The organism is Paenibacillus zanthoxyli JH29, from assembly GCF_000520715.1.
GTDB classification, from domain to species: Bacteria; Bacillota; Bacilli; order Paenibacillales; family Paenibacillaceae; genus Paenibacillus_AQ; species Paenibacillus_AQ zanthoxyli.
The window spans coordinates 1-13,005 of the sequence record NZ_ASSD01000426.1; the positions used below are offsets into that span (position 1 = coordinate 1).

Below are 13,005 nucleotides of genomic sequence, written 5' to 3' on the forward strand. Positions count from 1 at the left end.
CCTTCGGGATCATCCGACCCGCCGATTATCAGTGAGCGTCCTCTGCTGTACTGAAGGAACGGAACGGTTCCTGCCATTTCGCAAAAGTGCCGTCCTGCTGCTTGTAGACCACCGCATTTTGATACTTTCCGTCCGCCGGGAAGCTGACCGAGTATAGCTCGACTCCTTTGGTGGCATCAATCGCGTAATCCTGCACGCTGTTTTCGGATTTTGCATGTACGGGAGACAGGGCTTGCACACTAAGGGCCAGCAGCACCGCAGCCGCTAGGATTGTTCGGATAAAGACTTGCGATAATAACTTCATTTTTTTGGTTGTTCCTCCTTCTTTTGCTATTGAAGTATAGACTCATTCAACCGCGAAAAGTTTCGGGATGCCGCTGGACTAGAGTAAAAATAACCCTTTTCATCCATACTACCGTTATTCTGGCACACTGGCGTTCAGTTTAGAGCCTTAAGTAAGATCATTCCCGTCCGGGACGGGCGGCCCTGTATGAGATTGCTTGATTTAGGAGGACAAGCGGATGATGAAGACCGACTCTGGTTCGGCCATCTACATACAACTGAAGAATCGGGTGACGCTTCCTCAAGGTAAAGGTGTGAAGCTTGGCGACGTCGCCTACCTGATCGCCCCCCCGGAGTGGGAGGAGCGGTTGAAATCGCTGCTTCTGGTGCAGCCGGAGTACAGTGACGGAAACCTGCTCCTCATCGATGTGCTGAAGGTCATTCCTCTGGTAAAGAAGCTGGTGCCGGATGCTGATATCGAGCCGATTGGAGAAGGCAGGACGATTGTCCAGATCAGCGAATCCAAGGGTGAGCGGAAGCCGTCACCTGCCATGTTTGCGCTTGTCTGGCTGCTGCTGTTCTTTGGCGCGGCGCTGACCATTATGAATTTCCATGCGGACGTGAGCATGCAGGAGGTTCAAATCCGGATTGTGGAGATGCTGACCGGCCGCAGGGACGAGCATCCTTATCTGTTCCAACTGGCTTATTCCATCGGTATCGGATTCGGTATGGTCATCTTTTTCAATCATCTTTTTAAGAAAAAATGGAATGAGGAGCCGACCCCGCTTGAGGTGGAAATGTTCCTGTATCAGAAAAATATCGACCAGTACGTTGTTCATGAGGAATACCGGAAAATGAAACGGGACGAAGGCGGAGCAAGCGAAAGGGAGGAAGTGTAAATGACGGCTCCGATCGAGGTGGGCCTGAATTTGATCCTTGGCATTGCGGGGGGCATCGCCGTCGGCGGCGGGGTGATCGCTCTGTTCGTCGTGCTCGACATGATTCCGCGGTTGGCGCAGCTGACGAAATCTTACGATAAGGTTCACTGGTATGAAGGCGCGATGGTCAGCGGGTCGCTGCTTGGCACGGTGAGCGATTTTTGGAACTGGAAAATTGCGGCAGGCCCGGCGGTTGAAGCGGCGGTCGGTCTGTTCGGGGGGATCTTTGTCGGCATGCTTGCCGCCGCTTTGACGGAAGTTCTTAACGTGCTGCCAATTTTGGCTAAACGCCTTCATATGACTTCACACCTGTTCGGTCTGCTGATGGCGATGGTGTTTGGTAAAGTGGCGGGCTCCTTATTTGATTGGTTTGTGTATCGACAGTAAACGGAGGGCTAGAGATGAGCAAATACATTCATAGCGGTGATTACTTGGACAGCGAAGGGCCGAAGCAGCCGCTCTCAGATGCGGAGAACGCCGGGGACACCGGCGGGGCATCCGATCCTGTTGTGGAGCAGGACGCCTTGGCAAGCGGCGTATTGGCAGACGCCAACAAGCAGCGGGAAGCTGTGGAGAGCGGCGAGGCGATGGGTGCCAGTGAGGGTGTGAGCGCTGGGGAGGTTGACTTGGCGACAGGGTTCGTGCTGAAGCACAGCGCCGGAGCGGGCGACATGGAAGCATCCCGGGAGCTGGAAGCTCAGGATGAGAGCTCCGAAGGAGGATTGTCCGGCTTGATCAAGAGTATTTTGCATGGTGAAGATACTAATGACGAATCATCTTCGGAGCAGGCTCAGGCAGGTGCGAACACTTCCCCGGATGAAGACCAATCAGCAGAGCAAACCGGCGATGAACCGCAAAAGAGTGAGGAAAATCAGGGTGCGAAGAGCCTTCAAGAACAGGAGGCAGATTCAGGTCAGCCTAAAGATCCCAAGCAGGAGAAAAGGGATAAGGAACTGTCGAATTCGGTAAAAGAATCGATTATATACTGGCATGGCGAGGACAAGATTCCGGAAACGCTTGATCAGACGAAAGAGGTTCTGACCGAAGTAATGGGCCTTGGAGCATCTTTCGACGTAGTATTCCGGGAAATGTTCTTAGGAGGAAGAAAAACAGGTCTTTTATTAATCAGCGGCTTTGCCAAGGACATCGTTCTGGATGAGATTCTAAAAAGGCTTACCTACTTGACCCCTAACGACATGTCTTCCGATGCCATAGCCGCATTTATGTATGAGTACATCCCTCATATCCAGGTTGAAAAGGCAGAGGAGCTAAGCGTGGCGATCAACCAGGCGTTGGCGGGGATGAGCGTTCTGTTTATCGAGGGTGAATCCCGGGTCATTATTATGGATACGCGGATCTATCCGGTTCGCGGACCGGAGGAGCCATCCATCGAGCGGGTGGTACGGGGCGCGCGCGACGGCTTCACGGAGACGCTCATGAGCAATATCGCCCTTGTTCGCCGCAGGCTGCGCGATCCGGGACTGAAATTCGAGCTGCACAAGGTTGGCCGGAGAACGCAAACGGATGTGTCCATCGCCTATATCGATGATATTGTGGATAAAACGCAGGTCAAAGCAGTCGTAGACAAAATGAAAACTATTAACATCGATGGCATTCCGCTGGCCGACAAGCAGTTGGAGGAAGCGATAGTAGGAAAAAACTGGAACCCTTATCCTATGGTCCGCTATTCCGAGCGGCCGGACGTTGTAGCTTCCCATCTGCTTGAAGGCAGGGTAGTTCTATTCGTAGATACGTCCCCCAGCGTAATGATTATCCCGACGACATTTTTCGATTTGTGCCAGCATGCGGAAGAGAACCGCCAGACCCCGCTCATGGGTTCTTATTTGCGATGGGTGCGGTTCGCCGGAATCTTCGCTTCGATCTTCCTGCTGCCGCTCTGGATGCTGCTAGTCATTCATCCCGAGCTAAAGCCCCCGATGTTCGAATTTATCGGTCCGCAGAAAAATGCCAAACTTCCGCTGCTTGTCCAGTTTCTGATTATCGAGTTCGGGGTGGATTTATTGCGCATGGCTGCGGTGCATACGCCGACACCGCTAGGTTCGGCCATGGGCCTGATCGCCGCGATTCTGATCGGTGACATTGCCGTAAAGACAGGGTTGTTCGTCAATGAGGTGGTCTTATATATGGCCGTGGCCGCTATCGGAATGTTTGCCACGCCTAGCTATGAGCTCGGTCTGGCCAACCGGCTTGTCCGGCTGCTCCTGCTTCTGGCCACAGGCTTCTTCGGCGTTGCCGGTTTTGTGATCGCCACGACCCTGTTCATCATTCTGCTGACGGTCAACCGTTCCTACAACTCATCGTATCTGTGGCCATTCATACCATTTAATGCAAAGGCGATGGGGGCGATTCTGTTCCGCGTGCCGGTGCTTTCCGCCAAAACAAGGCCGTCTTTTGATAAAACGAGGGATAATACGCGTATGCCCTTGGCCGCCGGCAAGAAGGACAAATCGTAGGATAATACAAATCAACTGCGTATTTGTCCATTCTATGGCGTTCCCTTCCTCTGCTATACTGAATACCATAAAAAACTGGGATGGATATTCTCACAGAAATCGGAGGATTGCGAATATGTTTTTACACGGGACGAGCCGGATTAACGATGCCGGTCATTTGGAAATCGGCGGGTGCGACGTTACGGAGCTCAAAGCCGAATACGGTACTCCGCTATATATCATGGACGAACAGTTGATCCGCCGCCGCTGCCGCGAATATATGGACGCTTTTGCCGCAAGCGGGCTTGGCTTTCAAGTAGCTTATGCCAGCAAGGCTTTCTCGGTCATGGCGATGTGCCGGATCGCGGATGAAGAGGGGCTTTCCCTTGATGTTGTCTCCGACGGCGAGCTTTACACAGCTTTGCAGGCCGGATTTCCGGCCGAGCGGATTCACTTTCATGGCAACAACAAGACGCCGTTTGAAATCGAGATGGCACTGGACGCGGGAATTGGCTGCTTCGTCGTCGACAACTTCGTCGAGCTGGAGCTTCTGCAAGCCATCGCAGCGAGCAAGCATGTAAACGTCAACGTTCTGCTGCGTGTAACGCCCGGTGTCGAGGCGCATGCGCATCACGCCTATGCCGCTACCGGCCAGACCGATTCGAAGTTCGGTTTCGATATTGGCAACGGTTCGGCCTTTGAAGCGGTAAAACAGGCATCCGCCAAGGATAATCTGACGCTGCTGGGTGTACACTCGCATATCGGCTCCCAGATTTTTGAGACGGATGGCTTTGAAATGGCGGTTGAGCGTGTAGCTGACTTTGCCCGCCGCGTGAAGGAAGAATTGAACACAGAGTTCAGCGTGGTCAACCTTGGCGGAGGCTTCGGCATCCGTTATACCGAAGGCGACACACCGCTGCAGGTATCCGAATATGTCGCTGCCATCACGGGCGCGGTGAAGAAGTATTTTGCCGGAATCGGTGCCAAGCTGCCTGAAATTTGGGTGGAGCCGGGACGCAGCATTGTCGGCGACGCGGGAACAACTCTGTATACGGTCGGTACGAACAAAACCATTCCGGGCGTACGCAAGTATGTTGCCGTTGACGGAGGAATGGGCGACAATCCGCGTCCAGCGCTCTATGAATCGAAATATGAAGCGCTGCTGGCGAACCGCGCAAATGACCCAGCCGTAGAGACAGTTTCCATCGCGGGCAAGTGCTGTGAAAGCGGCGATATGTTGATTTGGGATGTGGAGCTGCCGGAAGCGAAGAGCGGCGATCTGCTCGCCGTAGCTTGCACAGGCGCCTATAACTATTCCATGGCCAGCAACTACAACCGTATCGCCCGTCCGGCCGTTGTATTCGTGCAGAACGGACACAGCGATCTTGTGGTCAAGCGCGAAAGCCATAGCGATCTGATTGCCAATGACATTGTTCCTGCGCGGATCGCGAAACAGGCGGTAACGAAATAACGCGGGTAACGCGGGCTTTGAAGGCCATCATGCACATTTATGTGCCGTGATGGCTTTTTGCCGTGCCGGGCGCCGGGTAATAACCGCCCCCAAATTTCCGGCTTTAGTTACGCATTGCTGGTCACTGCTGCTGTGCCTCCTGTCCAGCCGGGGAAGACAAGGCAGGCATCAGAGGCGGCTTTGCATGCTTTGCTTTGGGAAGACTTTCATAGTAAACTGTAAAAGTATTGCACATTTTGTCCAACGTGAAAGGGGGATTTATATATGGCAAAACAAGCGAAAATCACACTCGAAAACGGCGGCGAAGTTCTGCTCGATCTGTTCGATCAGGATGCTCCCAATACCGTAGCTAACTTTGAAAAGCTGGCAAATGACGGTTTCTATAATGGTCTGGTGTTCCACCGCGTGATTCCGGGCTTCGTGGCTCAAGGCGGCTGTCCGAATGGAACCGGGATAGGGGAGTAAATACACTACCTTTATTTGAGGAAACTGTTGCAATCAAATTGAAAGATGGAGTTTCACTTATTGAAAAAGAATCTCTCGTCGGGAGGGCAATATAATGAATCCCGACTTAAATTAGAGAGTTAATATATATAGTGTCACAATTTTTTGCAGCAGAGATACAAAATGAGATAAGATTAGAAAGTGATCCTAAAATCATAATGGGACTCAATAAAGCAAAGAATATTGTTGAACGAATAGGAAAGGAAGGAAACACAAAATGAAAAAAGGAACAATTGAACTTGAAAACGGGGGAACTATTGAACTTGAATTTTTCCCGGAAGAAGCACCCAACACAGTAGCAAACTTTGAAAAACTAGCTAACAGTGGGTTTTACAATGGTCTAGTATTCCATCGTGTTATCCCTGGGTTTGTTGCGCAAGGTGGTTGTCCTCAAGGAACCGGGATTGGTGGAGCAGGGTATCATATTGATTGTGAAACTGCGACCAATACCACTAAACATGCCAGAGGAGTTCTCTCTATGGCTCACGCAGGAAAGAATACTGGAAGTAGCCAATTCTTTATCTGTTATGCGCCTCAACCACACTTAGATGGAGTTCACACAGTCTTTGGAAAAGTCACAAAAGGAATGGAATATGTTGATGCATTCCAAGGCAGAGACAAGATGAAAGAAGTTAAAGTGTTCGACGTATAATTAATTAGAAGATGACTATATAATAAAAACTTAACCCCACAGAGGATCAGTATCCAAAGTGGGGTTAATTTGTTTAATCAGTCTTCTTAACAATAATAAAAAAAGGATAGCCGTTTCCGACAGAGGCCTTGCAGCATTGAACACCTTGAACGGAATACAGAGGCTAAACGTAAGCACTAACTAAGCTGTTTGAGATCGAAAGTACATTGTCTCGGAAGAGTCGATTGTCCAGTGAAATAATCAGCGATAAAGAACGAGGACTTAACGGCGGGAAGGACTTATAATATAGAAAATAAGGAAAAAGAAGGATGACGTCTGATAACAATTAATTTATGATGGAATAAATATTAATCTATTTTTTAATAATTAATCAAACATAAGGGGGGGTCGTGATTTGATCCGTACTATAATTTTTGATTTTGATGGTACGATTGTTGATTCTGGAAGAGTGGTTTTTGATCTTTTTAACAAATTCGCTGACAAATATGACTACAAGAGAGTTCCCGAACGTGATGCTGAACTAATCCGTTCTTTACCAGTAAGGGAACGTTTTAAAATGTTAAAGGTCCCGGTTCATAAGGTTCCTTTGCTAACGATGGATGTTGTTCGGAAATACAAGGAAGCTATTCCTAATCTGAAAATCAGTCATGAATTAAAAAATGTTTTGAAGGAACTGAAAAACCGGGGAGTAAATCTGATTCTGATTTCTGCAAACTCCAAGGAAAATATTAAACAATTTCTGAAAATAAACCAAATGGAATGGTTTGATGATGTCATAACGGCAAACCGTTTTTTTGGGAGACATTTGGCTATCAACAGTTATTTAAAAACTGCTGGAATATCAAGAGATGATGTTGTTTTTGTAGGTGATGAACATCGAGATATTTTGGCTTGCAGAAAAAGTCAGATCAAAATTATTTCTGTAACCTGGGGGTATGATTTAGAAAGGCTCCTCCGGCAATCTGATCCTGATTACATTGCTCGGAAACCTTCGGATATTCTAAATATTATTGCTGGAGCTAGTGCATGAGTGAGTTATTTTTGGTTAGTGTCGTATTTGCGATCATTTGCTACCGATACGATCCAAAATCACACGAGATCAGATGGGGAGTTCTTTTATTAATTTGCGCGGCTCTTGCTGGGCTTTCTCGAAGCATCATTGAAGAAATTATTCCAGCATTAAATGAATACAATATGAATTTTCCGTGGTTAAATACAATCCTGTTGTATGCCAGAATCGTTACAGGATTTATATCTATTTACTTTTTTCCTTGGGGAGTTCTTATGCACGCCATTACCTATAGCGAAAAGTTTAGTCCAAGAGTGGTTAAAATTTTAACCTATGTCTTAATACTCCCTATCCCTGTTATGCTTAAGACCACAGTATATTTTCCGGACATTAAGCCGGACTTTCATTCAATGTTGTTTTGGGCAGTACCATATATTATTATGGCTTGCTTGCTACATATCTACTCTTACTTAGCAGAGAAGGACCTGGAGAAAAAAAGAATTCGATTTACAACCTCGTCAATTATGTTACCGATGGTATTATCGGCCCTGATTTTAAACTACATCACTAGAGCGTTCGATAATACCCATCAATATTGGAGGTATATGGTTGGATTTTTTATGACTGCATTCTTCCTATTTCTATGGAAAGCATTACATAGAGGAGGAGCGTTTCACGGAATTAAGCTTCGATATGAGAGAGAAACTCGTCAGAATGCAATGAGGGCTATTACTTCTGGAACCAGTTTATTAAACCATACGATAAAAAACCAGATTTATAAGATCAACTCAAGTCTGCAAATCATGAAACCCTATAATACTCGATTAGATTCTATTTGTATAGAATCCATTGATATCATTGAGCGCAGCGCCGATCATCTAATGGATATGGTTGATCGTATTCAAAGTCAAACCCAAGAAATTGTAATTCAAAAAAGCAATATGAAGTTAAACCAACTGCTTGATGAAGCTGTGGAACATCTTCATTCAGAACTTGAAAACAAAAATTTATTCATTGAAGAAAAATATGCAGCCGGAAATGTCCAAATATGTTGTGATGGACCGCACACTAAAGAAGTTTTCATTAACGTATTAAAAAATGCTATAGATGCGATTCAAAAAGAAGGGAGGATTCGCATAGATACATTTTTTGGACGATCTAACGAAGTGATTGTGAAGATATCTGATAACGGGTTCGGTATATCCCCGGAAAACATAAAACATATTACAGAACCGTTCTTTACTACAAAGGGAAATAAAGGAACGAATTTTGGACTAGGCTTATCTTATTGTTACGATGTTATGTTCAAGAGCGGAGGTAAATTAGAGTTCGAAAGTGAACTCAATAAAGGGACAACCGTTATATTAACGTTCTCCTAAAGGATGATGATTATATGGACAAAATCAGGGTGTTGTTAATCGAGGACGACGCTGATTGGAAGAAAATCATCGAAATTTTACTTTGCAATGAAAAAGACATGATTTTGGTTGGGTATGCGACAACCAAAGAGGAAGCAATTCGGCTTGCGAGTACCTTGCAGATCGATGTTTTCTTAATCGACATTAATTTGACTGATAACAATCTAGATGGGATTTATACCGCTTTAGAGCTTAAGGAAAGCGGTCGTGATTGGAAGATGATTATGCTTACCTCCATGAATGAAGAAGAAGTGATTCAAAAATCTTTTGTAGCAGGCGCATCGAACTACGTTCTTAAAAAGAGTGTTTCCGAAATACCCAATATGATTCGGAAAATACACTATGACCAATCTCCTCTTGAAGCATTGGTTAAAGATTATTGTCGGCTTAAACAAGAAGAACAACTTAAGGAACTGACTCCTGCTGAACGCGAAATTTACGAGTTGGTGGAACAAGGGCTTACAAGATCGGAGATGGAGAAGAAGCTTATAAAGACAGAAAGCACGATTAAAAATCAAATCAAAAATATTCTTAGAAAATTAAGTGTTTCCAACACGAAGGAAGCCGTAAAGAAAGCAAAGTCTGGTGGATTGATATAGCTAACCACTTAAATTATATAGATGGCAATAAAGCAGCCACGTGCATAATGCGCAGGTTGCTTTTTTTATTTACATACTTTTTATCGATCTGGATCTCGCGGCAGTCGCATTTTTGTAAGCGTAGGTACATTTTTAGCCCAAGCTCAATCAGAAAGCATAAAGCCCGGCCGCATGCTCCGACTTATTCGGAATGCGTCCGGGCTTTTTTAGACGGTTAAACGCTCTATCTTCCAGCCTCCCACCATTTCCCATCCAGCGGCTTCTTGTGCAAATTCGATTCTTTATAGTAGACTGTGTATATTCCTTATTAAGAACAATGATAAATTGCCGCGATACGGAAGGCACGCCCCCAAATAATTCCTCCTTCAGAGAATAAAAAAACCAAGTTCGAAAGTGAAAAAGTGGGTAATACAAATTAGGGATACAAGGTGCTGCCGCCGATCCTTGCTTACCGGTAATAACATGAAGGAGTGTGATGATTGATGCGTGATGAGCTATACATAAGTGCGCAAATAAGAAAAATGGTTCTTTTATAGCCAGTTTTACTGTATTAATTGTAACGGACAATTCCCCTGATTAGCGAGCAATCCAATTTATATATTTGAAAACGGTATTTTACCGTCAATTGACATGGGAGAGGGGAAGAAAGGGATGACGTTGCGGAAATTGATGAAGAAAAGAATCGCTATGTGGCTCGTGATCCTGATGCTGGTTGCCCAATACAGCTACGGCCTCGGGTTTACGACTGAAGTCAAAGCGGGAGCTATTGAGAACGACACAAATATTATCACCAGTGTTTCAATGGCGGTCTATGGTCCCGGAGGAGAGACAGTTACGGGCGATGTCTACGAGCAGGGCTCGGAGGTCACGTTGAATTATACCTGGGCTTTGCCGGATGGGCATAGTTACAAAGCCGGGGACACATTTGCTTTCCATCTGCCTGACCAGTTCAAGCTCTTCAACGATATCAGCGGTCCGCTGGCTTCCGATGAAGGCGACGTAGGCAGCTTTACCGTTAACAAAGATAATCATCTTGTTGTCATGACCTTCAACAGCTTTATTGAGACCCATGACAATGTGCAAGGAACGCTGAGCTTCCGCACCAAGTTCGATAAAGAGGTAATCAAAGGAAGCACGGTTCAACAGATTCTGTTCCCGGTCAACGGGGATACCCAAGTGGTCACCCTGCGCTTCAAGCCGAATGTTGCGTCCACCATTGAGAAAAGAGGAACGCCCGAGGGGTACAATGCGGAGAGCATTCAGTGGTCGGTGGATGTGAACAAGACGCTGGAATCCGTCTATGGAGCGGAAATGAGCGATCCCATTCCGGCGGGATTGACCGTTGATACGGTGACTGCTGCCGTCTATCAGCTTGATGTTCAGCTGGATGGGACGGTGAGTCAAGGCCCTCTCGTTGATTCAGCAAAATATACCCTGGATGTTCAGAATGGCACGCTTAAGTTGAAGTTTGCGGATTCGCCGATCACCGGCGCATACCGTATTATATTTTCCACAGCGATTACCGATCTGACCCAAACGAAATTTACAAATACGGCATCCTTCTCTGGTGACAATTTGTCTCCGGTGACCGCCTCGGCAATGGTTGCGGTTCAACGCGCGCCGAGTCTGCAGAAATATCCCATTGGATATGAACCCTCAACTCAGACTGTCACCTGGGGGATCAATTACAATTATAACTATGGCGCGATTCCGCAGTCAGATGCGGTGCTCAAGGATTTATTCAATGACAGTCAGGAATTGGTTGCGGCTTCCGTCAAAGTTTATAATGTGAGCGTGGATTCCGATGGAAAAGCGACGGTAGGCTCGCAGTTGGCGGAAGGAACGGATTATACGGTTGCATCGTCTTCAGCAACTGGAAAAACCGGGTTTAAGCTTCAGTTTTTGCGGGATGTGAACACGCCTTATTTTATTGAATACAAGACCAAGAACAAAGGGCGTCTATTTGACTCAAAAAGAATATACAACACGGTAACCTCAGGCACTTATAAAGCGGAATACAATCAGGATATTCACCCCGTCATTATTTATAAAACGGTAGATGCCGCCGGAGCCGATTACCGCAACAAAACCGTAGACTGGAAAATTACGCTCAACGAGGACAACTACCCGATGAGTAACGTTGTCGTCAAGGATACCTTCCCTTCCGGCGGCCTTACTTTTATTCGGGAGTCGCTGGTCGTCCGCAATGCTTCGGGAACCGTGGTGCCTGCTTCTGAATATACATTGGAGTATGCCCAGCCGGTTGTGCAAGGGGAAGGTTTCACCGTAGCTTTCAAACAGCCGATTACCGGAAAATATACGATCAGCTATAAGCTGCGCTTTGACTATTACGGCATCAAGGACGGCGGGGATAAATTCTATAATACGGCAACCGTTGCCTGGGAGGGCGGAACTGCTTCGGCAAAGGCTGTATTCAATCCCCGGATCGAGGTCAAGAACAACGGATTCAAATATGGGCAGTACAATGCGGCTACCAAGGAAATAACATGGTCGATCGGAGCCAACTATAACGGCAAGCCGCTGCAAAATGCGGAGATTGTTGACGCCATTGAAGCGCCGCAGCAGCTGATCCCCGGATCGGTGAAGATCAAGCAGCTGTATTTATGGCCGAACGGCTTGACCTGGAAAATGTCCGACCTAAACGTGAAATATACGGTTACATTAGGCAACGACAATGTGCTGAGAGTGAAATTCGATGAACCGGTCAATTACCCGTTCTACGTTGAGTTTAAAACGACTCTCGAGGGACAGCTGATTAACAGCAGCAAAGTCTACAATACGGCAAGCATTTATGACGGAAATAAGAAGGTATCGGGAGATCTGACTGGCGCTGTGACCATTCCATATGGCGGAGAGTATGTCGCTAAGAGCGGAGCGCAGGCTGGCGACAAGATTAACTGGACCATTCATATCAACAGGGGCCAATCTTTCATAAGGGATGCGAAGATTACGGATGTCGGAAGCGCGAATCAAATGCTGCTGACCGATTCATTCCATCTCTATCCTACGACGGTTGCTCAGGATGGAACGTTATCCAAAGCCGTGCCGGAGCTTGTTAAGGGAACGGATTATACCCTCGATATCACCACAACGAACGAAGGCAGACAGACATTCGTCTTAAGCTTCTTGAAGGACATTAAATCGGCGTATATCCTGGAGTACCAGTCGCTGATTGCAGCCCGCAGCGGAGAAACCGTGACGAATGCCGTAACGCTCAGCGGCAACAATGTGGTGGAAGTGACGAAGGAAACTTCGGCTGAGATTATCGTCGGCGTATCCAGCGGCTCTGGAACAGGCAGCGGTTCAAGAAGCGTGCTGACGATCAAGAAGCTGGACGAGGGCGATCACCTGAAGCTGCTGGTTGGAGCAACATTTGATTTGTATCGTCTGAACGGAAGCGAACGCTTGTTAATCGGAACGAAGACGACAGGGGCGGACGGGACGGCTTTATTTAACGGTATTTTGTCCGGTAGTTATGTATTGGTAGAGACGAAGGCTCCCGAAGGCTATGTTCTTGATGCGACCGAGCGTCCGGTGACTGTTGGTGCAGGGGCAAATATTGTACTGCCAATAACTAATCATAAGCTCCCTTCGCCGACACCGTCCGAAACACCGTCGCCAACGCCGTCCGCTACACCGTCTGTGACACCGTCGGCCG

The 13,005-nt window shown here is 47.1% G+C and carries 10 protein-coding genes and 1 pseudogene; 10 read left to right on the forward strand and 1 reads right to left on the reverse strand.

The genetic code is table 11. The annotated features are described in order from the left end of the window. Nucleotides 1-28: 28 nt before the first annotated feature. A complete protein-coding gene (locus L691_RS0116240) occupies nt 29-304 on the reverse strand; it encodes a hypothetical protein (RefSeq protein WP_025691502.1) in 276 nt (91 codons plus the stop codon). 220 nt (nt 305-524) lie between these two features. On the opposite strand from L691_RS0116240, the gene L691_RS0116245 reads away from it, so the two are divergent. From L691_RS0116245 to L691_RS0116295, 10 genes and pseudogenes are all read left to right on the forward strand, one after another. Beyond that, nucleotides 525-1,181, forward strand: coding sequence for a stage V sporulation protein AA (locus tag L691_RS0116245; RefSeq protein ID WP_025691503.1), 657 nt, complete (start codon nt 525-527; stop codon nt 1,179-1,181). Continuing rightward, a complete protein-coding gene (locus L691_RS0116250; RefSeq protein WP_025691504.1) occupies nt 1,182-1,607 on the forward strand; it encodes a stage V sporulation protein AB in 426 nt (141 codons plus the stop codon). A 359-nt stretch (nt 1,608-1,966) separates the two neighbouring features. Further along, nucleotides 1,967-3,694, forward strand: coding sequence for a spore germination protein (locus L691_RS0116255; RefSeq protein WP_036737253.1), 1,728 nt, complete (start codon nt 1,967-1,969; stop codon nt 3,692-3,694). 115 nt (nt 3,695-3,809) lie between these two features. Further along, nucleotides 3,810-5,144, forward strand: coding sequence for a diaminopimelate decarboxylase (gene lysA, locus L691_RS0116260; protein ID WP_025691506.1), 1,335 nt, complete (start codon nt 3,810-3,812; stop codon nt 5,142-5,144). A 264-nt stretch (nt 5,145-5,408) separates the two neighbouring features. Further along, nucleotides 5,409-5,603 (forward strand): annotated as a pseudogene (locus L691_RS0116265) (peptidylprolyl isomerase); the annotation flags it as partial. Nucleotides 5,604-5,865: 262 nt separating this feature from the next. Further along, nucleotides 5,866-6,300, forward strand: a complete 435-nt coding sequence (locus tag L691_RS0116270; protein WP_025691508.1) for a peptidylprolyl isomerase — start codon at nt 5,866-5,868, stop codon at nt 6,298-6,300. 394 nt (nt 6,301-6,694) lie between these two features. After that, a complete protein-coding gene (locus L691_RS0116275; protein ID WP_025691509.1) occupies nt 6,695-7,330 on the forward strand; it encodes an HAD hydrolase-like protein in 636 nt (211 codons plus the stop codon). Beyond that, complete coding sequence (locus L691_RS0116280) at nt 7,327-8,688, forward strand: sensor histidine kinase (RefSeq protein WP_025691510.1); 1,362 nt, start codon at nt 7,327-7,329, stop codon at nt 8,686-8,688. Before L691_RS0116275 ends, L691_RS0116280 begins: the two co-directional genes overlap by 4 nt. 14 nt (nt 8,689-8,702) lie before the next feature. Then, nucleotides 8,703-9,326: a response regulator gene (locus L691_RS0116285; protein WP_025691511.1), complete on the forward strand. Its 624-nt coding sequence runs from the start codon at nt 8,703-8,705 to the stop codon at nt 9,324-9,326. Nucleotides 9,327-9,977: 651 nt separating this feature from the next. Next, nucleotides 9,978-13,005, forward strand: a 3,028-nt coding sequence (locus L691_RS0116295; RefSeq protein WP_051459384.1) for a collagen binding domain-containing protein, incomplete at its 3' end; no start/stop codon positions are given.